The sequence below is a fragment of the Isoptericola aurantiacus genome, assembly GCF_044769875.1.
Lineage (GTDB): Bacteria > Actinomycetota > Actinomycetes > Actinomycetales > Cellulomonadaceae > Isoptericola > Isoptericola aurantiacus.
Genome location: NZ_JBJBAE010000004.1, coordinates 83528 through 107492, shown reverse-complemented (window position 1 = coordinate 107492; position 23965 = coordinate 83528). Strand labels below are relative to the sequence as shown.

The 23965-nt window shown below is 72.8% G+C and carries 23 protein-coding genes and 1 pseudogene; 12 read left to right on the top strand and 12 right to left on the bottom strand.

Going from position 1 to position 23965, the window contains the following annotated elements:
* The first annotated feature begins 275 nt into the window (after positions 1-275).
* From ACIQLL_RS12840 to ACIQLL_RS12830, 3 genes and pseudogenes are all read left to right on the top strand, one after another.
* The gene (locus tag ACIQLL_RS12840) at positions 276-1658 is read left to right on the top strand and encodes a hypothetical protein (protein WP_402467691.1); all 1383 of its coding nucleotides are present in this window, start codon (positions 276-278) and stop codon (positions 1656-1658) included.
* A gap of 128 nt (positions 1659-1786) precedes the next feature.
* Positions 1787-2284 (top strand): annotated as a pseudogene (locus ACIQLL_RS12835) (MFS transporter); the annotation flags it as partial.
* A 7-nt stretch (positions 2285-2291) separates the two neighbouring features.
* On the top strand, positions 2292-3107 hold the full coding sequence (locus ACIQLL_RS12830) for an MFS transporter (RefSeq protein WP_402467689.1): 816 nt from the start codon (positions 2292-2294) through the stop codon (positions 3105-3107).
* A gap of 17 nt (positions 3108-3124) precedes the next feature.
* On the opposite strand, the gene ACIQLL_RS12825 is transcribed toward ACIQLL_RS12830, so the two are convergent.
* The 9 genes from ACIQLL_RS12825 to ACIQLL_RS12785 all read right to left on the bottom strand — a co-directional run bounded on the left by ACIQLL_RS12825 (position 3125) and on the right by ACIQLL_RS12785 (position 12482).
* On the bottom strand, positions 3125-3916 hold the full coding sequence (locus ACIQLL_RS12825; RefSeq protein WP_402467686.1) for an SDR family oxidoreductase: 792 nt from the start codon (positions 3914-3916) through the stop codon (positions 3125-3127).
* A gap of 70 nt (positions 3917-3986) precedes the next feature.
* Positions 3987-5312, bottom strand: a complete 1326-nt coding sequence (locus tag ACIQLL_RS12820; RefSeq protein WP_402467684.1) for an aspartate aminotransferase family protein — start codon at positions 5310-5312, stop codon at positions 3987-3989.
* Positions 5313-5395: 83 nt separating this feature from the next.
* On the bottom strand, positions 5396-6547 hold the full coding sequence (locus ACIQLL_RS12815) for an ABC transporter substrate-binding protein (protein ID WP_402467681.1): 1152 nt from the start codon (positions 6545-6547) through the stop codon (positions 5396-5398).
* A 73-nt stretch (positions 6548-6620) separates the two neighbouring features.
* Positions 6621-7388, bottom strand: a complete 768-nt coding sequence (locus ACIQLL_RS12810; RefSeq protein WP_402467679.1) for an ABC transporter permease — start codon at positions 7386-7388, stop codon at positions 6621-6623.
* Entirely contained in the window at positions 7385-8257 is an 873-nt protein-coding gene (locus ACIQLL_RS12805; RefSeq protein WP_402467678.1) for an ABC transporter ATP-binding protein, read from the bottom strand. Before ACIQLL_RS12805 ends, ACIQLL_RS12810 begins: the two co-directional genes overlap by 4 nt.
* Positions 8254-9114, bottom strand: a complete 861-nt coding sequence (locus ACIQLL_RS12800) for an ABC transporter permease (RefSeq protein ID WP_402467675.1) — start codon at positions 9112-9114, stop codon at positions 8254-8256. The genes ACIQLL_RS12805 and ACIQLL_RS12800 overlap by 4 nt, the downstream gene beginning before the upstream one ends.
* Positions 9111-10142 carry a TIGR03842 family LLM class F420-dependent oxidoreductase gene (locus ACIQLL_RS12795; RefSeq protein ID WP_402467672.1) on the bottom strand — a complete coding sequence of 344 codons (1032 nt, stop codon included), beginning with the start codon at positions 10140-10142 and terminating at the stop codon, positions 9111-9113. Before ACIQLL_RS12795 ends, ACIQLL_RS12800 begins: the two co-directional genes overlap by 4 nt.
* Before the next feature lie 20 nt (positions 10143-10162).
* Positions 10163-11596 carry a dihydropyrimidinase gene (gene hydA, locus ACIQLL_RS12790; protein ID WP_402467669.1) on the bottom strand — a complete coding sequence of 478 codons (1434 nt, stop codon included), beginning with the start codon at positions 11594-11596 and terminating at the stop codon, positions 10163-10165.
* A gap of 37 nt (positions 11597-11633) precedes the next feature.
* Positions 11634-12482 carry a nitrilase-related carbon-nitrogen hydrolase gene (locus ACIQLL_RS12785; protein WP_402467667.1) on the bottom strand — a complete coding sequence of 283 codons (849 nt, stop codon included), beginning with the start codon at positions 12480-12482 and terminating at the stop codon, positions 11634-11636.
* 178 nt (positions 12483-12660) lie between these two features.
* Here ACIQLL_RS12785 and ACIQLL_RS12780 point away from each other — a divergent pair, with 178 nt between their 5' ends.
* Complete coding sequence (locus ACIQLL_RS12780; RefSeq protein WP_402467664.1) at positions 12661-14058, top strand: aminotransferase class I/II-fold pyridoxal phosphate-dependent enzyme; 1398 nt, start codon at positions 12661-12663, stop codon at positions 14056-14058.
* 25 nt (positions 14059-14083) lie between these two features.
* On the opposite strand, the gene ACIQLL_RS12775 is transcribed toward ACIQLL_RS12780, so the two are convergent.
* Positions 14084-15640: a molybdopterin-dependent oxidoreductase gene (locus tag ACIQLL_RS12775; RefSeq protein ID WP_402467662.1), complete on the bottom strand. Its 1557-nt coding sequence runs from the start codon at positions 15638-15640 to the stop codon at positions 14084-14086.
* 226 nt (positions 15641-15866) lie between these two features.
* Between ACIQLL_RS12775 and ACIQLL_RS12770 the strand changes: the two genes are divergently transcribed.
* The 3 genes from ACIQLL_RS12770 to ACIQLL_RS12760 are packed head-to-tail and all read left to right on the top strand — an operon-like array spanning position 15867 to position 18896.
* Positions 15867-16907: a putative F420-0 ABC transporter substrate-binding protein gene (locus ACIQLL_RS12770; RefSeq protein ID WP_402467659.1), complete on the top strand. Its 1041-nt coding sequence runs from the start codon at positions 15867-15869 to the stop codon at positions 16905-16907.
* Positions 16900-17982 (top strand): putative F420-0 ABC transporter permease subunit, encoded by a 1083-nt coding sequence (locus ACIQLL_RS12765; protein WP_402467657.1) that lies wholly within the window; start codon positions 16900-16902, stop codon positions 17980-17982. The genes ACIQLL_RS12770 and ACIQLL_RS12765 overlap by 8 nt, the downstream gene beginning before the upstream one ends.
* Positions 17979-18896, top strand: a complete 918-nt coding sequence (locus ACIQLL_RS12760) for an ATP-binding cassette domain-containing protein (protein ID WP_402467655.1) — start codon at positions 17979-17981, stop codon at positions 18894-18896. Before ACIQLL_RS12765 ends, ACIQLL_RS12760 begins: the two co-directional genes overlap by 4 nt.
* Before the next feature lie 8 nt (positions 18897-18904).
* Here the strand turns inward: ACIQLL_RS12760 and ACIQLL_RS12755 are convergent, their stop codons facing one another.
* A complete protein-coding gene (locus tag ACIQLL_RS12755) occupies positions 18905-20080 on the bottom strand; it encodes a DUF6318 family protein (RefSeq protein WP_402467652.1) in 1176 nt (391 codons plus the stop codon).
* A gap of 89 nt (positions 20081-20169) precedes the next feature.
* On the opposite strand from ACIQLL_RS12755, the gene ACIQLL_RS12750 reads away from it, so the two are divergent.
* Positions 20170-20619 carry a PNPOx family protein gene (locus ACIQLL_RS12750; protein ID WP_402467649.1) on the top strand — a complete coding sequence of 150 codons (450 nt, stop codon included), beginning with the start codon at positions 20170-20172 and terminating at the stop codon, positions 20617-20619.
* 6 nt (positions 20620-20625) lie between these two features.
* Here the strand turns inward: ACIQLL_RS12750 and ACIQLL_RS12745 are convergent, their stop codons facing one another.
* Positions 20626-21003: a DoxX family protein gene (locus ACIQLL_RS12745; protein WP_402467646.1), complete on the bottom strand. Its 378-nt coding sequence runs from the start codon at positions 21001-21003 to the stop codon at positions 20626-20628.
* 285 nt (positions 21004-21288) lie between these two features.
* Between ACIQLL_RS12745 and ACIQLL_RS12740 the strand changes: the two genes are divergently transcribed.
* The 4 genes from ACIQLL_RS12740 (at position 21289) to ACIQLL_RS12725 (ending at position 23962) form a co-directional block, all read left to right on the top strand.
* Positions 21289-21933, top strand: a complete 645-nt coding sequence (locus ACIQLL_RS12740) for a hypothetical protein (protein WP_402467644.1) — start codon at positions 21289-21291, stop codon at positions 21931-21933.
* Between the two features lie 132 nt (positions 21934-22065).
* Positions 22066-22662 (top strand): HhH-GPD-type base excision DNA repair protein, encoded by a 597-nt coding sequence (locus tag ACIQLL_RS12735; protein WP_402467641.1) that lies wholly within the window; start codon positions 22066-22068, stop codon positions 22660-22662.
* Positions 22659-23708, top strand: coding sequence for a glutathione S-transferase family protein (locus tag ACIQLL_RS12730; RefSeq protein ID WP_402467638.1), 1050 nt, complete (start codon positions 22659-22661; stop codon positions 23706-23708). The genes ACIQLL_RS12735 and ACIQLL_RS12730 overlap by 4 nt, the downstream gene beginning before the upstream one ends.
* Positions 23705-23962, top strand: a complete 258-nt coding sequence (locus ACIQLL_RS12725; protein ID WP_402467636.1) for a hypothetical protein — start codon at positions 23705-23707, stop codon at positions 23960-23962. Before ACIQLL_RS12730 ends, ACIQLL_RS12725 begins: the two co-directional genes overlap by 4 nt.
* Positions 23963-23965 lie beyond the last annotated feature (3 nt).

Genomic DNA, 23965 nt, shown 5'->3' with positions numbered 1-23965 from the left:
GGGCCGCGGTACCACCCCGCTTGCGGACCGTTTCCGGTCCGCCGCTCGTTGACGGCTGTGACGGGCCTGCCCGTCCGGTTCTACTGGGGCCGAGGCACGGGCCCGTTCTTCCGGAGGCTCACCGGTGATGGCCGGGTCGACGCCTGTGGGTCCATCGTAGCGATCCGCGCAAGCCGGTTCCGGTCGCCGCGTCGCCGGCGCCCTGCCGACCCTTCCCTCGTCGATGCCGCCGTTGATGCGTCCGTGAGCGCCGCGTACGTCGGAATGCGTATCTTTTGCCGTCGCGGCTGACCGGGCGGGCGACGGATGTGGGCCACACCTACGGTCGAACGCGACGACGACGCGATATTCCTGGAATGAGGAGCCTCATGTACTGGGTAGCCAATCGACGCGGAAAGCCTGAGAAGTTCGTGATCTCGATGATCGATCGGGGTGATCCCGCCAAGCCCGACGCGAGAGACGACTGGGGAGTGGGATTCTGGCACGACGTCCGCACGCTGGACGACGCCGAGCACCGGGCGTTCTATGAAAGCTCCGAGTACCAGCTGTACATGACGGGCGCGACGACGTTCGGCCCGTACCGGCCCCGGGCCGAGCACCGCTACATCTTCCGCGACGGCGGCCCGTCGGAATGCCTGGTGTGCGTCGAGACCAGCTTCGACCAGATGGCCGAGCACTTCGGTGGTGCCGAGGGGCCAGGCCCTGGTCCTGCCGGGGATCCCGAGGCGGTGGAGTATCTCCAGTGGATCGCCGCGACGCTGTTCAGAGCAACGGCGACGACCCTGAGCCTGACTCCGCTCAGTCCGTTGCAGCCGCTCGCCACCCTGATCTCGGGCCTGGTGGGATGGCCCACCGGCGACGATGCCCAGCAACCTCGACCTCCGAGCGAGGCCCAGATCGCACAGCGCATCGAGCACGCCATCGACAAGTCGGACTCGCGGGAACGCGGTGTCACGATCGGCGCGACCGTCGAATGGTTCGGTCGACAGTTCGCCGACAGTCACGCCGGTGCTCACGGCGGGTCCCCGGACGAGACGGCCAAGGACATCGCCGCACGTCTCGAGTCGTCCCTCGACATCAGCGACGGCAGCTCGTTCATCAACTGCATGTGGTTCGCGCTCGACTACCCCGAGGTGGGCAAGTGGGTGGTCGAGGAGGTCAGCGCAGGGGCCGCCCTGCTGTGCAAGCTCTGGCACCTGCACCTCGGGCTGACCTTCGTCCCCGAGCTGGCCAAGGATCCCGACTACGTCGTTCCTGCATCGGCGCTGGAACCCTACGTCCAGGACATCGCACGCCTGCAGAGCGGGCTCCGCGCGATCGTCGGCGAGCTGAACAGGCTCCGCCGGGCCGAAGCCGCCCGGGTGCGCCTGCTCGGCCTGCCCGAGGAGGTCGCCTTCTCCATGGAGATGACTCGCCGCTACACGGGAAGCCTCTGGACCGCACGCGACGAGGCCCTGACGAGGCGACACCCGGACGGGTCCGATTTTCTCCAGGAGTCCGGGTTCCCGCTCACCGGTCAGGGGTACGGGGACCTGACGGCCCGACCCGACTCCGTGTCCCGAGCCCTGGCAGGCCTCGACGACGTCAAGTCCACCTTCGACCAGGCGGTCGAGCAGGCGAAGGAACAGAAGTGGCCACAGGCCCTGCTCCCGGTGTGACACACGGACGGGGTCGCGGCACCCCTGCCATGCTTCCTCGAGATCCTGCCCGTTGCGAGGCTGCCGGCGGGATCTGGCTCCCGTCGGTCTAGTCTCTGAGCGGCACCCCACGACCGCGAGGAGCACGGATGCGACCCGAACCGACGCCGACGGCGGACCCGGCCGGGTCTCCGCACCAGCGCCGGACCCTGGTCGTGCTCGTCGTCGCCCAGGTGCTCTCCGGAGCGGGGCTGGCCGCCGGTGTCACGGTCGGCGCCCTGCTGACCGCCGAGATGCTCGGTGCCACGCAGTACGCCGGGCTGTCCGCCGCGGCCTTCACGGCCGGGTCCGCGCTCGCCGCGCTCGCCGTCGGGCGGCTCTCGCAGCGCTGGGGCCGGCGGACCGGCCTCGCCGCGGGCTACCTGACCGGCGCGGTCGGCGCCGCGGGGGTCGTGCTGGCCGCGGTGCTCGACGACGTCACGCTCCTCTTCGTGGCGTTCGCCGTCTACGGCGCCGGGACGGCGACGAACCTCCAGGCCCGGTACGCGGGCGCCGACCTGGCCACCCCCGCACACCGAGGGCGCGCCGTCTCCACGGTGCTGGTGGCCACGACCCTCGGCGCGGTCGCCGGTCCCAACCTCGTCGGTGTCACGGGTGAGCTCGTCGGCGGTTGGGGCATCCCCCCCGCTGGCCGGTCCGTTCCTGCTGGGCGGCGTCGCCTACGCGGCGGCCGGGCTCGTGCTGTGGGCGCTGCTGCGTCCGGACCCGCTCCTGCAGGCCCGGGCGGACGCCGCGGCCGAGCAGGTCGCGGCCGTCTCCCGGACCGAGGCACCCGCGACGACGACGGCGGCGGGCCCGGTCCCCGCGGTCGCGGCCGTGCCGCAGGGCAACGCCGCGGCCGACCGCGCGGTCGGCCGCACCGTGCTCCTGGCCGGGACCATCATGGTGCTCACCCAGGGCGTCATGGTGGCCATCATGACCATGACGCCGGTGCACATGGCCCACCACGGGCACGCCGTCGCCGTGGCGGGATTCGTCATCGCCGTGCACGTCGGCATGATGTACCTGCCCTCGCCCCTGTCGGGGTGGCTCACCGATCGCTACGGCCCGGTGCCGGTCGCCGTCGCCGCGGCCGCCACGCTCCTGGCCGCCGGCCTGGTCTCGGCGTTCGTGCCGCCGTCGTCCGTGGCCGGGCTCGCCGTCGGGCTGGGGCTGCTGGGCCTCGGCTGGAGCCTGGGCCTGGTCTCGGGCACGGCGCTGCTCACCACGTCCGTCCCGCTGGCCACCCGCGCCCGCACGCAGGGCGGCGTGGACCTGGCCGTGGCGTTGGCCGGCGCCGCGGGCGGTCTCGGCTCCGGGTTCGTCGTCGCGGCGTCGAGCTACGCCGCCCTCGCGCTCGGTGGCGGCCTGCTCGCCCTGCTGGTGCTGCCCGTCGTGGCGTTCGCCGGGCGCGGACGCGTCCCGGCCTGACGCCGCGCCCGGGACGGTCAGACGCCGGTGCGGGCGATCTTCGTGTTGTGCACCTGCGCGCGGGGACGGATCACCATCAGGTCGAGGTTGACGTACGCCGGCCGCGTCAGGGCGAACCCGATCGCGTCGGCGATGTCGGCGGCCTGCAGGGGCTGGAAGCCTTCGTAGACGGCCGCGGCCTTCTCGGCGTCCCCGTCGAACCGCACGAGCGAGAACTCCTCGGTCTCGACGGCACCCGGCGCGATCTCGATCACGCGGACCGGCTCGCCGGCCAGCTCCCAGCGCAGCGTCGTGGACAGCATCCGCTCGCCGTGCTTGGCGGCGGTGTACCCGGCGCCCCCCTCGTAGGCGCCGTGCGCCGCCGTCGAGGTCACCACGACGACGTCGGCGCCCGGACCGTCGGCGCCCCCGCGGCGCTCGGCGGCCGCACGCAGCAGCGGCAGCACACCCTTCGTCACGCGCAGGGTGCCGAGCACGTTGAGCTCGTACATGTGCTGCCACTGGTCCAGGTCGGCGCCCTCGACCGGGTCGAGGCCGAACGCCCCGCCGGCGTTGTTCACCACACCGTCCAGCCCCCCGGTGGCCTCCAGGTGCGACACGAGACCGTCGACGGCGGACTGGTCGGTCACGTCCAGGACGTACGCCTCGGCACCGGTCTCGGCGGCCAGCGTCTCGAGCCGGTCGCCGCGACGCGCCGCGGCGACGACGTCGAAGCCCTCGGCACGCAGGTGGCGCACGGCCGCCGCGCCGATGCCGGAGGAGGCTCCGGTGACCAGGATGCGGCGTGCGGGCTCGGGGGTGGTGCTCATCGGTACTCCTCGGTGGTGCGGGGTCGGGACGGCGCAGCGGCGACGCGGTGCCGAGGGACAGGATCTCAGGTCAGGACGCGACGTCGCGCAGCACGCCGGCCAGGATCGCCAGCCCCTCGCGAGCCTCGTCGTCGGTGACGACGCACGGCGGCACCACGTGGACGCGGTTCTCCGCGAAGAACGCCAGGAGGCCGCGCTCGAGGCAGAGCGCCTTGACCCGGGCCATGTCGGCCGCGGACAGCGGCTCGCGGGTGGTCCGGTCGGCGACCAGCTCGACGGCCCAGAAGACCCCGGTGCCGCGTACCTCGCCGACCAGCGGGCTCTGCTCGGCGAGGGCCGCCAGGCCCGGACCGAGGACGTCCCGGCCCACGCGCGCAGCGTTCTGGACGATCCCTTCGGCTTCCATGGCCTCCAGCGCGCCGACGATCGCGGCCATGGCGAGCGGGTGACCGGAGTAGGTCAGCCCGCCGGGGAAGACCTGCTCGTCGAACGTCGCCGCGATCTCGGCGTCGACCAGGACGCCGCCGGCCGGGACGTAGCCCGAGTTGACGCCCTTGGCGAAGGTCACCAGGTCGGGCACGACGTCGTGCGCCTCGAACGCGAACCAGGACCCGGTCCGGCCGAACCCGGCCATCACCTCGTCGAGGATCAGCACGATGCCGTGCCGGTCGCAGATCTCGCGGACGCCGGCGAGGTAGCCCCGTGGTGGCACGAGGACGCCGGCGGTGCCCGGGATGGTCTCGAGCAGGATCGCCGCGACCGACGTCGCCCCCTCGGCGACCACGACGTGCTCGAGGTGCTGCAGCGCGCGCTCGCACTCCTGGGCCTCGGTCGTGGCCCAGAACTCCGAGCGGTACAGGTACGGTCCGAAGGCGTGGACGTGGCCGCGCGCGTACTCGTTCGGCACGCGGCGCCAGTCCCCCGTCGCGACGACGGCGGACCCCGTGTTGCCGTGGTAGGAGCGGTAGGTGGAGACCACCTTGTCGCGCCCGGTGTGCAGACGGGCCATGCGCACGGCGTTCTCGTTGGCGTCCGCGCCGCCGTTGGTGAAGAAGACCTTCGTGAACGACGCCGGAGCCTTGGCGAGGACACGTTCGGCGGCGGCCGCCCGGGTCCGGTTCGCCGTCGCCGGCGAGACCGTGGTGAGCAGGTCCGCCTGCTCCTTGATCGCCGCGACCACCGCCGGGTGCTGATGACCGATGTTGGTGTTGACGAGCTGGCTGGAGAAGTCCAGCCAGGTGGTGCCTGCGTGGTCCCACACGCGGCAGCCGGAGCCGCCCGCCAGCACGAACGAGGGCAGGTGGGCCTGGGCGGACCAGGAGTGCAGGACGTGGCGGTGGTCGGCGTCCAGGACGGCGGCGTCGAGCGCGGCGCCGGTCAGGGTCTCTTCGGTCACCGGGGTCTCCTTCGGGGTGGGCGGGCAGGGGCCGGGCGTGGCGCCGTCGGGGTTCCGGCGCCACGCCCGGTGCGCGGTGGCGGCTACTCGCCGCCCTCGGTGAGGGTGACCTCGATCGGGGTGAAGTCGGCGCCCATGACGTCCACGTCCTCGTCCTCGAGCTCGGCGAGGGCCTGCTCGACGTACTCGTTGGTGTACGCCGTCTCCGGGGGCTCGGACGTGATGATCGTCGACCCGGTCTCGTTCTGGGTGTTCATCGCGATGTCGACCGTCTGGTCCCACTGGTCGGCGTTGATGGTGCCGACACCGGAGGTGGAGGGCCAGATGAGCTTGTTGACCTCGTTGGTCTGCCAGAGCTGGTGGCTCTGGCCGAGCGTGGAGCCGGCGTCGGTGACGATGGCGGCGGCGTCCTCGGCGTTGTCGCGGGCGTACGCCCAGCCCTTGAGCGAGGCCTTGATGAACTTCACGGTGGTCTCGGCGTAGTCCTCGTCCTCGCTCAGCCGGGCGGTGTCGGCCCAGATCGCGTCCTGCAGCATGGCGGTGCCGACGTCGTTCCAGTCGATGACCGCCAGGTCCTCCGGCTGGTACAGCTCCCCGGTGTCCGGGTTCACCGTCTCCAGGACCTGGGCGTACTCGTTGTACGTCATCGCCTGGGCGGCGTCGATGTCCCCGGCCAGGAAGCCGTTCATGTCGAACGCCTGCTGGACGAGCGAGATGTCGCCGGAGGTGTCCAGCCCGGCCTGCTGCATGCCGGCGAACAGCTCCCACTCGTTGCCGTAGCCCCACGACCCGACGTTCTTGCCCGCCAGGTCCTCCGGTCCCTCGATGCCGGAGTCGGCCATGGCGATCTGCAGCGTCCCGGACCGTTCGAACACCTGGGCGACGTCCGTGACCTCGGTGCCCTGCTCGATCGAACCGAGGACCTTGGGCACCCAGGAGATCGCGTAGTCGGCGTCCCCGGCGGCCAGCACGTCGATCGGCACGGTGTCCGTCCCGGCCTCGGCGATGGTGACGTCGAGTCCCTCGTCCTCGTAGAAACCCTGGTCCACTGCGGCGTAGTAGCCGGCGAACTGCGCCTGCGCCACCCATTGGAGCTGGAGGGTGACCGGGGTCAGCTCGCCCTCCGCGGAACCCGATCCGGCCGGTTCGGCCTCGCCTCCGCAGGCGGACACCAGCAGGGCGGTGCTCGCGACCATCGCCCCGATCCCGACGGCGGTGCGCGGTGTGTGCTTCATGGTCGATTCCTCTCGTGGTGCTGCTCGGATGCTGCCTCGGACGAACAAGGGGTGGGCCGGGGCCGGCGGCCCGTCAACGCGGCGTGCGCCGGTGCAGGGCGAGGCGTTCGACGCCCGCGGTCGCGCAGAAGAAGACGAGGCCGATGACGACGGCGCCCACGACGTAGGCCCACGCCAGCGGGTAGTTGCTCGACGAGACCGCCGAGGTGATCGCCTTGCCGAGGCCGTCCACCGGCCCGCCGAAGTACTCGGCGACCAGCGCGGAGATGACGGCCAGCGAGGAGGCGACCCGCAGCCCGCTGAAGACGAAGGGCAGCGCGCCGGGCAGCGTGACCGTGGTCGTGGCCTGCCGCCGGGTGGCGGCGTAGGCGCGCAGCAGGTCGCGGTGCACGGGAGCCACGGTGCGCAGCCCCCGCAGCGTGTTGACGTAGACGGGGACGAACGAGACGATCGCCGCCACCGCGATGCGCGCGGTCTGCACGTTCGCACCGAACATCGTGTAGAGCACCGGGGCGAGCGCCACGATCGGCACGACGGCCGCCGCGGCGGCCAGCGGCGCGGACATCTCGTCCAGGGTGCGCACGGCCGCCGAGACCGCGGCGGCCAGCAGCGCCGCCACCACCCCGACCACCAGTCCCACCAGGGCGTTCAGCGCGGTCGAGACGGCCGCCGCCGCGATGAAGGAGGCGTTCTGCGTCAGCTCGGCCGCGATGCTGGTCGGGCTCGGCACCACGAAGGGTCGCAGCTCGAGGACGACGACAGCCGTCTGCCAGAGCACGAGGGCGACGACTCCGAGGACGACGGGGGCCAGCACGACCTCGAGGCGACGGGCGAGGCTCATCGGGTCTCCACCCCGCGCGGTGCGGACGACCCGGTGCCGTGCAGCGCCTCCCGCACGGCACGCACCCGGTCGAAGAACTCGCCGTCCTCGCGCAGGTCCTCCCCGCGCTCCCCGGCGCCGCCCAGCGCGACCGGCACGACCTCACGCACCCGGCCCGGCCGCGCGGACATCACCACGACCCGGTCGGAGAGGTACACGGCCTCGGGGATGGAATGGGTGACGAACACGACCGCGGCACCGGACTCGGCGCGCAGCCGCAGCAGCTCGGTCTGGACGTGCTCCCGCGTCATCTCGTCCAGCGCCCCGAAGGGTTCGTCCATGAGGAGCAGGCTGGGACTCTCCGCGAGCGCCCGGGCGATGGCGACACGCTGCTGCATGCCCCCGGAGAGCTGGTCGGGCAGGTGGTCGGCGAAGTCGGACAGCCCCACCATCTCGAGCAGCTCGGCGGCGCGTGCTCGCCGTGCGGCACGTCCGGTGCCGTGCAGCTCGAGCGGGAGCTCGACGTTGCCGCGCACGCTGCGCCACGGCAGGAGCCCGGCCTGCTGAAAGGCGATGCCGAAGTCGTGGTTCTCCCGGGCCACCCGTGGCGGGCGACCGAAGACGGCGAGCTCACCGGCGCTGGGCTCGTCGAGGTCCGCGATCAGCCGCAGCAGGGTGGACTTGCCGCACCCGGACGGGCCGATGAGGGACACGAACTCCCCCGCGCGGACGGTGAGGTCGACGTCGGACAGGGCCACGACGTCGCCGGACCGGGTGGCGAAGGTGCGGCTCACGCCACGCACCTCGACGGCGGGCGCGGCGCCGGGGGCGTCCGTGGTGGACGCGGGGCCGTGCCGGTCGGACGTTCCTGCCGGGGCGGTGGCGCTCATGAGACCTCCGAGACTCGGTAGCGGGCCAGGCCGCGGGCGACGAGCGCGCACACGCCGGCGGCGACGAGGCCGACGACGACGGCGCCGCCGATGGGCGACCACTGCTTGGCGGGGTCGGCGCTCGCGCTGGCGCCGAACTCGACGATCATGCGGCCGATGCCGCCGCGCAGACCGATGGAGACCTCGGCGACGACGGTGCCGATCACGGCGTTCGCGGCGGCCAGGCGCAGGGCGGGCACGAGGTGCGGGACGGCCGCCGGCAGCCGCAGGCTGCGGTAGGTCCGCCACCAGCCCACCCCGTAGGACCGCATGAGGTCGAGATGGACGGACGCGGGCGAGGACAGCCCCCGCAGCGCGCCGATCGAGACCGGGAAGAACGCGAGGTAGGACGCGATGACGGCCACGGACATCCAGTCCTGCCAGTCGAACGTGCCCAGCTCGAGCTGGCTGCCCCACCGCCGCACGAGCGGGGCGAGCGCGATGAGGGGCACCGTCTGGGACAGCACCACCCAGGGCAGCAGGGCCGACTCGGCGGTGCGGAACCGCTGCATGAGCGTGGCCGTCAGCAGGCCGACGACAACGCCGACGACCCACCCGACGGCGGCGACCCCCAGCGTGAACGCCGCGGCCTGCGCGACGGCGAACCACAGCGGGTCGGCGCCCGTGGCGGACGTGACGGGACGGGCCGCGCGGGTCACCATCTCCCACAGGTGCGGCATGGCGACGTCGTTCGAGCGTGGCAGCACCGTCACGCCGCCGAGGACCACGCCGTCGTCGGGCGCGAGCACCTTGTAGCCCTCCCACAGCACGGCGAGCGCCGCGACGCCGGCCGCCCCCGCGAGCACCTGGCGTCTCATGCGGTCGCCGCCACCAGCTCGCGCACGGCCGGGATGACCCGCTCGCCGTAGGTGCGCAGCGTGCCGTCCTTGTTGTCGTGCTGCAGGTAGGCGGCGAACTGGGTGACGCCGAGCTCGCCGAGCGCCTCCAGCTTGGCGACGTGCTCGGCGGGTGAGCCGAGCAGGCAGAACCGCTCGACGATCTCGTCCGGCACGAACCGGGTGTGCGAGTTCCCGGCGCGCCCGTGCTCGTTGTAGTCGTACCCCTCACGGTCCCGGATGTAGTCGGTCAGCGCCTTGGGGATCGCCGAGTCGGTGCCGTAGCGCGCCACGATGTCGGCCACGTGGTTGCCGACCATCCCGCCGAACCACCGGCACTGCTCGCGCATGTGGGCGCGCTCCGCCGGGGAGGCGCCGTCGCCGGTGTAGGCCGGGGCGGCCACGCAGAAGGCGACGTCGTCCGGGTCGCGGCCCGCCGCCTCGGCCGAGTCCCGCACCGCCCGGATCATCCAGGCCGCGATGTCCGGGTCCGCGAGCTGCAGGATGAACCCGTCACCCACCTGCCCGGTGAGCTCCAGCGCCTTCGGCCCGTACGCGGCCACCCACACGTCCAGGGCCGAGCCGGTGCTCCACGGGAACCGCACGGTGCTGCCGCCCACCTCGACCGCACGGGAGTTGCCCAGCTCGCGGATGACGTGCACCGCGTCACGCAGCGTGGCCAGGTTGGACGGCCGGCCGTTGAGGGTGCGCACCGCGGAGTCGCCCCGTCCGATGCCGCAGATCGTGCGGTTGCCGTACATGTCGTTGAGCGTGGCGAACAGCGAGGCCAGCACGGTCCAGTCGCGGGTGGCCGGGTTGGTGACCATCGGCCCGACGGTGATCCGGCGCGTGGCCGCAAGCATCGCCGAGTAGATGACGAAGGGCTCCTGCCACAGCAGGTGCGAGTCGAACGTCCAGGCGTAGTCGAAGCCGTGGTTCTCGGCCTGACGGGTGAGGTCGACGACCCGCGAGGCGGGCGGGTCGGTCTGCAGCACGACACCGAAGTCCATGGGGTTGCTCCTTGCTCGTGTCAGACCAGGTACTGGGTCAGGTCGCGCTTGACGTACTTCCCGTGGCCGACCTCGCCGACGAACGCGTCGTCCTCGACCAGGACGCGCCCGCGGGAGAGCACGGTGTCGACCTTGCCGTCGATCTCGAAGCCCTCCCAGGCGGAGTAGTCCATGTTCATGTGGTGGGTCTTGCCGAGGCCGATACTCGTGCGGCCGGCCGGGTCGTAGATCACGACGTCGGCGTCGGCGCCGGGGGCCAGGACACCCTTGCGGCCGTACATGCCGAACATCCGCGCGGGGGTGACCGAGGTGATCTCCACCCAGCGCTCGAGCGAGATCTGGCCGGTGACCACCCCCTGGTACATGAGGTCCATCCGGTGCTCGACGGAACCGATCCCGTTGGGGATCTTGGAGAAGTCCCCGACGCCCATCTCCTTCTGGTCCTTCATGCAGAACGGGCAGTGGTCGGTGGACACGAGCTGGAGGTCGTTGGTGCGCAGCGCCTGCCACATGTGGTCCTGGTGGCCCTCGGCGCGCGAGCGCAGCGGCGTCGAGCACACCCACTTGGCGCCCTCGAAGTCACCCCACTGCTCGCTGCTCGCCCCGAGCTGCTCCTCCAGGGAGAGGTACAGGTACTGCGGGCAGGTCTCGCCGAAGACGTTCTGACCCTTGTCCCGGGCCCGGGCGATCTGCTCGACGGCCTGCTTGGCCGAGACGTGCACCACGTACAGCGGGGCACCGGTGAGGTCGGCGAGCATGATGGCCCGGCTCGTGGCCTCGGCCTCGGCCTGCCACGGGCGCGTGGTGCCGTGGAAGGACGGGGAGGTGTTGCCGGCGGCGAGCGCCTGCTGCACGAGGACGTCGATGACGGCGCCGTTCTCGGCGTGCATCATCATCATCGCGCCGTTGTCGGCGGCCTTCTGCATGGCCCGCAGGATCTGGCCGTCGTCGGACAGGAACACGCCCTTGTAGGCCATGAAGAGCTTGAAGCTGGTCACGCCCTCGTCGATCAGCTCGTCCATGGCCTGCAGGGAGGAGTCCTGCACGTCGGACAGGATCTGGTGGAACCCGTAGTCGACGGCGCAGTTCCCGGCGGCCTTGTCGTGCCACAGCGCGTACTGGTCGAGGACGTTCTGCTCGGGGTACTGGACCACGAAGTCGACGATCGTCGTCGTGCCGCCCCAGGCCGCCGCCGTCGTACCGGTGGCGAAGGTGTCCGAGGCGAACGTGCCGCCGAACGGCATCTCCATGTGGGTGTGGGCGTCGATGCCGCCCGGCACGACGTACTTGCCGGTCGCGTCGACCACCCGGTCCACGGAGGCGGCGAGGTCCACGCCGAACAGGGTCGAACCCGGCTCGAGCAGCGCGACGACCGTCTCGCCGTCGATGAGCACGTCGGCGCGGGAACGTCCTGTGGCGTTGACGACGGTGCCGCCGGTGATGAGGGTCTTCATGGGGTGGACCTCCTGTCCTGGGCGCGTGCGGGGGTGCTCACGGGGCGACGATCGGCCCGTAGGCGTCGGGACGACGGTCGCGGAAGAACTGCCAGCGCTGGCGCACCTCGCGGACCTGGCCGAGGTCGAGGTCGCGCAGCACGAGCTCGTCGTCGGTCGAGCTGGCGACCTCGCCCACGTAGTTGCCGTCGGGGCCGACGGCGTAGGAGCTGCCGTAGAACGCCACCGCCTCGTCGCCGTACTCGTTGTCCTCGAGGCCGACCCGGTTGTTGGCCACGACGAAGATCCCGTTCGCCGCGGCGGCCGCGGGCTGCTCGATCTCCCACAGCCGGTTGGAGACTCCCGGCGCGGTGGCGTTGGGGTTGAAGACGATCTCGGCGCCGTTCAGCGCCAGCACGCGCCAGCCCTCCGGGAAGTGCCGGTCGTAGCAGATGTTCACGCCGATCTTCCCGACGGCCGTGTCGAAGACCGGGTAGCCGAGGTTGCCGGGACGGAAGTAGAACTTCTCCCAGAACTTCGGCAGGTGCGGGATGTGGTGCTTGCGGTACTTGCCGAGGTAGGTGCCGTCGGCGTCGACGACGGCCGCGGTGTTGTAGAGGACCCCGGGCTGCTCCTCCTCGTAGACGGGCAGCACCATGACGACGCCGAGCTCGGCCGCGAGCGCCGCGAACCGGTCGACGGTGGGGCCGGGCACCGACTCGGCGTAGTCGTAGTAGTCGGTGTCCTGGGTGATCCCGAAGTAGGGCCCGTAGAAGAGCTCCTGGAACGCGACGACCTGGGCGCCCTGCGAGGCGGCCTCGCGGGCCCACCGCTCGTGCAGGGCGATCATGGACTCCTTGTCACCCGTCCAGCGGGCCTGGGTGAATGCGACGCGAACCACGGACATGCGGACCTCCGGCTGATCGGCCACGGCCGGCCCGGGAGCCCGCCGCGAGATGACGACGAATGTGACTCTGGGTCTTGAACATTTCTGCGGCGTAACCCTGGGTTTCGGTATCGGGTCGATGCGGGGGTTTCGCGTAAACACTGCGGTTCCGGGTGCCGCGGGCGGGCACGATGGAGCCGTGCAGCCCTCCTACGACGCCGCCCGGCTAGCCGCCGAGATCGCCGAGCGCAGCCCTCGCGGCATCGCCGCCTCCCTCTCGCGCCTCGTGCGGTCGGGGACGCTGCAGCCCGGCGACCGCCTGCCGACCGTGCGCGACCTCGCCCGCGAGCTCGGCGTCAGCCCGGCGACCGTGAGCGGTGCGTTCCAGGCGATGTCCGCCGTCGGGCTCGTGGCCTCGCGGGGACGGGCCGGGACGTCCGTGCTGCCCGCTCCGCGCAGCTGGCTGCCGCCCCGGTACCGGTCCATGGCCGACGGTGGCGCCCCGGACGGCGGCGCCGTCGACGACGGTCGGGGGCCCCGGGTGGACCTGTCGTCCGGGACGCCCGACGCCCTGCTCCTGCCCCGCCTCGGCCCGGCGCTGGGGCGTGCCGCGCAGGACGTGCCCGCCGCCGACACGTCCAGCTACCTCGCCTCACCGGTGGTGCCCGAGCTCGAGGCCCTCATGCGTTCCTCGTGGCCGTTCACCCCGCAGCGCGTCACCGTCGTCGACGGCGCCCTGGACGCGATCGGCCGCACGCTGGAGCAGGTCGTCGGGTTCGGCGACCGCGTCGCCGTCGAGGACCCGGGGTTCCCGCCCACCTTCGACCTGCTCGACCAGCTCGGGCTCGAACGCGTGCCCCTGGACCTCGACCGGTACGGGGTGCGTCCCCGGTCCCTGGCCGCGGCCCTGGGCCGCGGCGTGCGCGCCGTCGTGCTGCAGCCCCGCGCCCAGAACCCGACGGGCCGCAGCCTGACCGCGACGCGGGCTCGCGAGCTGGCGGCCCTGCTGCGTCGTCTGGGTCCCGGCGTCACCGTGGTGGAGGACGACCACTCCGGTCTGATCTCCTCGGCCCGTGACGTCAGCCTCGGCGCGTTCCTGCCCGACCGCGTGGTGCACGTGCGCTCCTACTCCAAGTCGCACGGCCCCGACCTGCGCATCGCCGCCGTGGGCGGGCCGGCCACGGTGCTCGACCCGCTCGTGGCACGCCGCATGCTCGGACCCGGGTGGACCAGCCGGCTGCTGCAGCGGGTGCTGGTGGACCTGCTGACCGACTCCACCGCGGTCGCGGCGGTCGAGCACGCCCGTCGCCTCTACTTCGCGCGGCAGCGGGGGTTCGTCACGGCGCTCGCCCGGCACGGGCTCGACGTGCGCGCCGGGGACGGGGTGAACCTCTGGCTGCCGGTCGCCGACGAGGCCACCGCCCGGGTACGGCTGGAGGCCGCCGGGATCCGCGTCGCCCCCGGCTCGCCGTTCCGGGCGCGGCGCGACGCCGACGGCGAGCCCCGGGGCCCGCAGCACGTGCGGGTCACGGTGGGGATGCTGCGCGACGACCCGGAACCGGTCGCGCGGGCGGTCGCCCTCGCCGTCGGCGGCTGACGGCGTCGCCGCCGGGCCGCCGGGCTCAACCCACGCTGACCCCCACCGAGTGCCAGCCGGTGGCGCCGTCCGGGGCCGGCGGGGCCTCGTCGCCGGTCTGGACCTGCCCGTCGGCGTCCGTGGCGCGCACGGTGAGCGTGTGGTCGCCGGCCGGCGCGTCCCAGACGTAGCGCCACTGGCGCCACGTGTCCGGGCCCACCGTCTCGGCGAGCTCCGCGGACTCCCACGCGCCGTCGTCGACACGCACCTCCACGGCCTCGATGCCGGTGTGCTGCGCCCACGCGACGCCGGCGACGACGACCTCCCCGGCGTCGACCGACCCGGAGCTCGGCACGTCGATGCGCGACTCGAGCTTGATCGGTCCGAGCTCCGACCAGCCGCGCGGGGTCCAGTAGCCCTCGTCGTCGGCGAACCGGGTGACCTTGAGCTCCGTGACCCACTTGGTGGCCGAGACGTACCCGTACAGACCGGGGACCACGAGCCGCGCGGGGAACCCGTGCTGCTCGGGCAGCGGTTCGCCGTTCATGCCGATCGCCAGCAGGGAGTCCCGGTCCGGGTCGGTGAGCACTTCGAGCGGGGTACCCGCCGTGAACCCGTCGACGCTCGTGGACAGCACCATGTCCGCGTCGGCCTGCGGCTTCGCGCGGGCCAGCAGCTCGCGGATCGGGTAACCGAGCCACAGGGCGTTGCCGATGAGGTCTCCCCCGACACGGTTGGAGACGCACGCCAGCGTCACGTGGTGCTCGGTCATCGGCAGCGCGAGCAGCTCGTCCCAGCCGATCTCGAACGGCTCGTCCACCAGCCCGGTGACGCGCAGCGACCAGTCGGCAGGGTCCACCTGCGGCACACGCAGCGCGGTGTCGATGCGGTAGAAGTCGTCGTTCGGGCTGATGTACGGCTCCGCTCCGGGCACGCCGAGGTCGGCCCCGGCGGGCACGGCCTGTGCCGGGGTCGTCGGCGACGGCAGGCGGATGGCCTCGCGGACGACGTCGACGGCCCGGCTGCCGGCGGCCAGGGCGCGCGAGGCGACGAGCGCGACGACGGCACCGGCGGCGGCCGCCCCGGACCAGGCGAGGAACGTGCGGCGGGAGGCCCCGTCCGGTGTGACGGCCACCTGCGCGTCGGGGGCCGGGGACGCGGCGGGGCCCGGCACCCGGACGACCAGCGCCCGCAGCAGCACGACGGCGGCCCCGACGCCGACGATGCTGGGCACCGTCCAGACCGCGGCCGCGCCGGGCCGGGTGAGCGCCACGAGCGCCAGCCCGAGTCCCACGGCACCGAGCAGCACGCGGCCCCACGGCGGCCGCCGGAGCTCCAGCCAGCCCGCCAGCGCCGCTCCGGCGGCCAGCACGGCGATCATGGAGCCGAGCAGCACCGCCTTGTCCGCGGTGCCGAACCACTCGACCGCCAGGTCCTTGAGCCAGGGCGGCACCAGGTCCACGAACGCCCCGCCGAGGGACAGCACGGGGGACGACGCGGGGTCGATGACCGCGGCGATCAGCTCGGCCAGGGCGAGTCCGGCCGCGGCGGCCACGATCCCGGCGAGGGCGGCCCACCAGCCGCCGGAGGTCCTGCTGCTCATGGGTCCCACCCTGCCACCGCGCGCCCTGCGGGCCCATGCCAGGACCGGCGTCTCCCGTGATCCGTCATGACTCCGTAACCACCGGGTACTAGGCTGGCGGGGCGGACCACGGGCACCGGTGAATCGCCCGTCGGTGCGGCCCCACCCTTCTAGGCCGCAGGTCCCGCCGGTGCGAGATGACGCGCCTCCCCTGCCCTGCTCGTGCCTGCCCGAGGGAGCCTCGTCCGTGCCTCGCACCCGCTTCACCCTGCCCACCGCCGTCGTCGGCGCCGCCCTGCTGACCCTGACCGCCTGCTCGTCCGACGCGGACCCCGCGGCGCAGGACGCCACGGGCGGCGCCGAGCAGACGGGCTCCGACGCCGCTGCGGCCGGCACGCCGTACCCGCTCACGCTGGACAACTGCGGCACCGAGGTCACGTTCGACGCCGCACCCGAGCGCGTGGTGACGATCAAGTCCTCGACCGCCGAGACGATGCTGGCGCTCGGGCTCGGCGACCGCGTCGTCGGTGCGGCGTTCCTGGACGGCGAGGTTCCCGACTGGCTCGCTCCGGAGGCCGAGGGGACCGCCGTCGCCGACCCGTTCAGCGACGAGGTGCCCGGCACCGAGGCGCTGCTGGAGCTCGACCCCGACCTGGTCTACGCCGGGTGGGAGTCCAACGTGGCGGCCGACGGCGCCGGCGACCGCGAGACCCTGGCGTCCCTGGGCGTGGCGAGCTACGTGGCGCCCGCCGCGTGCAAGGACCCGCAGTACATGCCGAATCCGCTGACGTTCGACGAGGTCTTCGCCGAGATCACCGAGGTGGGCCGGATCTTCGACGTCGCCGACGCCGCCGACGCCCTCGTCGCCGAGCAGACCGAGCTGCTGGACTCCGTCACCCCCGACGACCGCGGCCTGACGGCGCTGTGGTACTCCTCCGGCTCGGACATCCCCTACGTCGGTGCCGGCATCGGCGCGCCGCAGATGATCCTCGACGCCGTCGGTCTGCAGAACGTCGCCGGGGACGTCGAGGACACCTGGACGTCGATGTCGATGGAGGAGATCGTCGCCGCCGACCCCGACGTCATCGTGCTGGTCGACGCCGCCTGGAACACCGCCGACAGCAAGATCGAGACCCTCGAGGCCCACCCCGCCACCGCGGAGCTCAGCGCCGTGCGCGAGGGCCGCTACCTGGTGGTGCCGTTCCCCGCCACGGAGGCCGGCGTCCGCAACGCCGACGCCGTCGCGGACCTGTCCCGTCAGCTCGGCCGGATCGACGTCGATGAGTGATCGCATCCGTGCCGCCGCCGCGCCGCCACGCCCCGCGACCCTCACCCGGGCGCGGTTGCTGGCGTGGATCGGCGGTACGACGGCGGCACTGCTGGCCAGCGTGGTCGTGGCGGTGGCGATCGGCCCGGCCGGGCTCACGCCGTCGGACGTGGCGCACGTGGTGGCCACGCGGCTCGGCCTGGGCGACGTGCTCGGCCTGGGCACCCCCGAACGGATCGCCGACGGGATCGTGTGGCAGCTCCGGCTGCCCCGCGTGCTCACCGCGGCCGCCGTCGGCGCCGGGCTGGCCGTGTGCGGCGTCGTCATGCAGTCCCTGACCCGCAACCCCCTGGCCGATCCGTACCTGCTGGGCCTCAGCTCGGGCGCGTCGCTGGGTGCGGTGAGCGTGCTGGTCCTCGGCTGGGTGGCGGTCCTGCCCGTCGCGGCGTTCGTCGGGGCCACCGCCGCGCTGGTCACCACGTTGGCGCTCGCCTCGGCCTCCGGACGCGGCGCCGGCGGCCTCTCCCCCGCGCGCACCGTGCTGGCGGGCCTCGCGGTCTCGCAGCTCGCCGCCGCGGCGACCAGCTTCGTCATCTTCTGGTCGGCCCAGGGCGACCAGTACCGCGAGATCCTGTCCTGGATGCTCGGCTCGGTGGCCGGCACCACGTGGACCTCGGTGGCGATCGCCGGCGGGGCGGTGCTCGTGCTCGGCAGCCTCCTGGCTGCCACCGGGTCCGTGCTGGACGCCTTCACCTTCGGCGACACCGCCGCCGCGACCCTCGGGGTCCCCGTGGCGCGGGTGCGCTGGGTGCTCCTGATCGCCGTGGCGCTGCTCACCGGCGCGCTGGTCTCCCAGTCGGGCGCGATCGGGTTCGTCGGGCTGATCCTGCCGCACGCGGTGCGCCTCGTCGTCGGCTCGCGGCACCGCGCCCTGCTGCCGTTGTCGATGCTCTGCGGGGCGACGTTCCTGGTCTGGGCGGACACGCTGGCACGGACCGTGTTCGCGCCGCGCGAGCTGCCCGTGGGGATCGTCACCGCGGCGATCGGGGCGCCGGTCTTCGCGATGCTGCTGTGGAAGGGACGGGCACGCGCATGACGCAGATCTCCGACCGGGCCCCGACCGGGACCCCGACCAGGGCGCCTGCGGGCCTCGGTTCACCGGGCGGCTCGCACGGCGGGTCGCCGGCGGGCGACCCGGACGCACGGTCGCTCGTGGCCGAACGGGTCCGGTGGACCGTGGCCGGCCGGCTGATCCTCGACGACGTGGACGTCACCGCGCCCGCCGGCGCCGTCACCGGGCTCCTCGGCCCGAACGGGACCGGGAAGTCGACGCTGCTGCGGCTGATCGCCGGGGTCGAGCGGCCCGACGGCGGCCGTGTCGCGCTCGTGGGTGGTGGCGAGACCGCGGCCGGCCGCGAGGACCTGCTCACGATGCCGCGCCGTCGTCGCGCCCGGACCCTGGCCTTCGTGGAGCAGGACGCCTCCACCGAGCTGCCCGTCACCGTCCTGGACGCGGTGCTGCTGGGCCGCACGCCGCACCGGTCCCTGCTGGCCGGTCACACGGAGGACGATCGGGCGCTGGCGCTCGCCGCCCTGCAGCGGGCCGGGGCGCACGAGCTCGCCGCCCGCGAGGTCACGACCCTGTCCGGCGGCGAGCGCCAGCGTGTGCACATGGCCCGCGCGCTCGCCCAGGCACCGCAGGTGCTGCTCCTCGACGAGCCGACGAACCACCTCGACGTGGCCGCACAGCTCGCCACGATGCGGCTGGTGCGCCGGCTCGCCGAGGACGGGGTCACGGTGCTGGCCGCGCTGCACGACCTGTCCCTGGCGGCAGCGGCCTGCGACCACGTCGTCGTGCTCGACGCCGGGCCCGCGGGGCACGTCGTCGCCGCGGGAGCGGTGGACGAGGTGCTCGTGCCCGAGGTGATCGACCCCGTCTACGGCGTGCGCACCACGGTGCTGCGCCACCCGCGCAACGGGCGGCCGGTGCTGACGTTCGACGAGGTGTGACGCCAGGCTCACAGGTGCTCGCTGAGGTCGACGACGTACCAGCGGCCGTCCGCACCGTGCAGGAGGGTCGCGTCGAGCCCGTACTCCTCGCCCGGGACCACCTGCTCGACGCCGTCCTGCACCACCCGGGTGTCGGCCATCGACACCCGCAGGATCAGCAGGTAGACGTCCTTGTCGGTCTCGGGGTCCAACGCGGACGGGTCGGCGAACTCCGCGGGGTCCACCCGGCGCACGAGCTCGACGCGGGCCTTGCCGCCCCGGATCTCGATCCCGGCGGCCTGCGTCTCCAGGGCGACGTCGATCCGTGCACGGCAGGACGCGCACTGCGGGGGCGACATCGCCTCCAGCTCCGCGACGTCGCCGGTGACGTACGCGTGGCGCTCCAGGTCGAGGAAGTGCTGGACGGCGGCGACCGCACCGTCCACGGTGGAGCGGCGCATCGCCTCAGGCGGCGTCGGTGCTGCCGACGTCGGTGCTGCCACGTCTCCCGGCGCGGGGCCGGCCGTGGCGGCGTCGGCTGCGCCGTCCGGGCTCCGCGTGACGTGGTCGATCACCCACCGGCCGTCCGTCCGGGACAGGAGCACCCGCGCCCGCTGCACACCGGACGAGGAGCCCATCGCCATCGCGGACAGGTCGATCTCGCCGTCCGGGGCGATCATCGCGGGCGTCAGCGGCGCCATGTCGGTGAGCAGCAGCTCCAGCTCGACGTCCACGACGGCACCACCGTCGTCGTCCAGGGCAGCCTCGAGCACCGTCACGTCGTAGCCGGCCAGGCCCAGCTCGGCCAACGACTCCTCGTCGCCGACCTGCGCGCCGGAGCCGCGGCCGAAGCTGGCGCCGAACGCCGCCATCGACGTGCAGTAGCCGCACCCGGGCGACGACAGGTCGCCCCAGTGGCTCTCGTCCCCGGTGAGGACGATCTGGTCGAAGGCGGCGAAGAAGTCGACCACGGCGGCCTGCGCCCCCTCGAGCGGATCGGCGGGTGTCGTGTCCGCACCCGCACCGGTCGCGGTGTCAGAGGTCGCTCCGGCGGGAGTGGCCGACGGCGCGGGGTCCGCCCCGGCGCCGGCCGAGGGTCCCGGGGCGCAGCCGCCCAGGACCGCGACGACGGCCACGCCGAAGGCGGCCAGAGCGGCGGTGAGCCGCGGGTGAGGAGAGGTGCGGGTCCAGGTCTGCGAAGTCATGGCCGCGACGCTAGGTGGCCGGTGCGGTGCCGCGCCGGGTGTTTCCACAGGCTGTGGACAACGTCCGGCCGGCGCTTCACGATGGAAGCATGAGCATCCCGAGACCGGCCGCGGCCATGACCAAGCGTCTCAACCCGGTCGCGCTGCGGCTGACCCACCGCCTGCCGCCGTACGTGACCCTGCACCACGTGGGGCGGCGCAGCGGACGGCGGTACGACACCCCCGTGGTCGGGTTCGCCGTCCGGGAGCCACGGACGATCGGCGAGCCCGTCACGGTCGCGTCCGCCCGGGACATCCTCGTGCTGCACCCTCTTCCGTGGGGCGCCGATGTCGACTGGTGCCGCAACATCCGTGCCGCCGGGCAGTACACGCTCACGCGCCGCGGGCACGAGTACCGCGTGGAGGACCCGCACCTCATGGACGGTTACCTCGCGCGCACCGCCCTGCGCACCGTGCCGCGCGTGGCGTCCCGGCTCCTGGGGATCGACCAGTTCCTCGCCGGACGGCTCCGCCCGCCTGCCGGGCCCGATGCCATGTGACGGGGGCTACGCGCGCCGTGCCACCGTCCACGCCCAGGCCACCAGCGGCGCCTGGAGCGGCAGGCGACCCCAGGCGACCGCGGGCATCCGCGACCAGTGCCGCGCCCCCGGGTGGGAGTCCAGGGCCATCTTGACGTTGCCGGGGAACACGCCGACGAACAGCGCGGCGCTGGCCAGCCCGCCGGCCCGACGGGTGGCGGGCACCGCCACGGCGGCCGCGCAGGCGAGCTCGGCCACCCCGCTGCCGTAGACCCAGGCGCGGGGCGAGCCCAGCGCCTTCGGGATCAGCCCCTCGAAGACGCGGGGGCGAAGGAAGTGCAGGGTGCCGGTGACGGTGAGCGCCGCCGCGAGGGAACCTGCCAGGAGGTGCGGATGTCGAGCCATGCGGCCGACACTATCCGGGCGCAGCGGTGCCCGGGCTCGGGACGGGTGGGCTCCTGACCGCACAGCTCATTCGACGGCATGAACAAGAATGCAGATTCGGAAGTCAAGAACGCCAAAGCGCCAACGGTTGACACGTCAGATCCGTAACAACATCCACTACGCAAGGGAGCCAACCGGAACGTGCATCTGTCTGCGCGGAGTGACACCAGGCTATTGCGTCCTCTCGGGGTTACACTGCGGACGACCGGATCAACTTCAAGTACATCCCGGAGCAGTGAGGCGTCCATGAAGAGAGCAATGAGGGCCAGCGAATTCCTTGAGCAGTTAGCCAAAGACCCTGAGTACCAAGAGCGAGCCCGGAAGCGGCGTGCACACCTCGAGGCAAGGAGCGCCGAGTGGCGCCGGGCACAAAAACCTCTGCTTGAGGACCTGGCGGAGGTGGGTTATCCGATCAGCGACGTCTGGGACGACCTTGTGCCGCGGTCGGAGTCATACCCCGAGGCCATTCCGGTTCTTGTCTCCCACCTGGTCTCTCGTGCATATCCGTCGCGGGTTATGGAAGGAATTGCTCGCGCACTTGCTGTTCCAGAATCGAAACCATACTTTTCTCAGATCCTTGATGTCTTCAAGGACTCCCACACCAAGGACGTCAGGGACGGCACCGCTGCAGCATTGCGTGTCCTCGCAGATAGCAATACGGTTCCAGATTTGATCAGAATCATCGAAGATCCGGCGTATGGGCAGGACCGCCTCATGTTCTTGGATGCCGCATACAAATACGGAGGGGCGTACGGAAAGAGGCTCGTTAGGTCCCTGATCAAGGATCCAGAGCTAGGCGAAGAGGCTCGGCATATTTTGCGAGGTGTTCTCACCAGCGTGATCGCCGGGTCCCTCGTTGGAGGTGGAGAAGGACGAAGGCGGCGGCGGTGATCCTGCCGCAGCAGCGCTGGAGGTCGGCATCCTCACGCCCACGGATCAGCACGCCGCCAGATCCAGCGCGCGTCGCACGGCCGGTCGGGACCGTCCGCAGCGTCCGACACCCGATTCCGGCAGGATGGAGCCATGACCGCACAGCTCTGGATCACCGGCGACGACGACACCGACCGGCTGCTCAGCGAGGACCCGTTCGCGCTGCTGGTCGGCATGCTGCTGGACCAGCAGTACCCGATGGAGCACGCCTTCGCGGGGCCGCGCAAGATCCTCGACCGGTTCGGCACGCTCGACCCGGCGCGGATCGCGGACGCCGACCCGGACGAGTTCGTCGCGCTGGCCACCACTCCCCCGGCGATCCACCGCTACGGCCGCTCGATGGCGGGTCGGGTGCAGGCGGTCGCGCGCGCCGTCGTCGACGACTACGACGGCGACGCCACCCGCATCTGGACCGACGCCGGAGCGTCCGGCGGTGCGCCCACGGGCGCCGAGGTCCTGCGGCGGCTCAACGCGCTGCCCGGCTACGGCGAGCGGAAGGCGAAGATCTTCCTCGCCCTGCTCGGCAAGCAGCGCGACGTCCGGCCGGACGGCTGGCGCGAGGCCGCCGGTGAGTTCGGCGAACCGGACTCACGTCGCTCCATCGCGGACGTGACCAGCGCGGAGACGTTGCAGGAGGTCCGCGCGTTCAAGAAGGCCCAGAAGGCCGCGGCGAAGGAGGGCGGCCGGTGAGCGCCACGGAACGCCCCGAGCACGCCCGGGGCGGCACGTACACCGTTCCCGGCCAGGAGTTCGTGCGGGACTCGAACTACATCCCCACCCGCATCACCCGCGACGGCGCCGAGGGCTACCCCGTCGAGGCGGGCCGCTACCGTCTGATCGCCGCGCGGGCGTGCCCGTGGGCGAACCGGTCGATCATCGTGCGCCGGCTGCTCGGGCTCGAGGACGCGATCAGCATCGGGATGCCCGGTCCGACCCACGACGAGCGCAGCTGGACCTTCGACCTCGACCCGGGGGGCCGGGACCCGGTGCTCGGCATCGAACGCCTGCAGGAGGCGTTCTTCGCCCGGGACCCCGACTACCCGCGCGGCATCACCGTGCCGGCGATCGTGGACACCCGCGACGGCGCCGTGGTCACCAACGACTACCCGCAGATCACCCTGGACCTGTCGACCGAGTGGACAGAGCACCACCGCGAGGGGGCACCGCGGCTGCTGCCCACGGACCCCGACGAGCGCGCCGAGATGGACGCCGTCATGCACCACGTCTACACCGAGGTCAACAACGGGGTGTACCGGTGCGGGTTCGCGGGGTCGCAGGAGGCCTACGACGCCGCCTACGACCGGCTGTTCGCGGCCCTGGACCGGCTCGGGGAGCGCCTGTCCGACCGCCGCTTCCTCATGGGCCCCGCGATCACCGAGGCGGACGTGCGGCTGTTCACCACCCTGGTGCGGTTCGACGCCGTCTACCACGGACACTTCAAGTGCAACCGCAACAAGCTCACCGAGATGCCCGTGCTCTGGGCCTACGCCCGCGACCTGTTCCAGCTGCCCGGCTTCGGCGACACGGTCGACTTCGTGCAGATCAAGGAGCACTACTACGTGGTGCACACCGACATCAACCCCACGCAGATCGTGCCCGCCGGCCCGGACCTGTCCGGATGGTTGACGCCGCACGGTCGTGAGTCCCTCGGTGACGACCCCTGGGGCGGCGGCACGCCCCCGGGCCCGGTGCCCCGGGGCGAGCAGGTCGCCCCCGGCCACAGCCCGCTGGCGTGACGACCGCCCTCGCCGTCGTCGGTGTCCCGGCGCTGACGGCGTCGCCCGTCGACGACATCGTGTCCACGGCGCTCGTCCTGGGCGCGGCCCTGCTGCCGTTGGTGCTGCTGCCCGTGGTGGTGGCGATCGGGGTCACCCTCTGGGTGCTCCTCCAGATGGTCCGACGACGGCGGGACGCCGCGCGGGGGAACGGTACGGACGGCGAGGTGCCCGCCGGGCCGCGGGTGCCGCCGTCGTCCCCGGGCGACCGTTAGGCT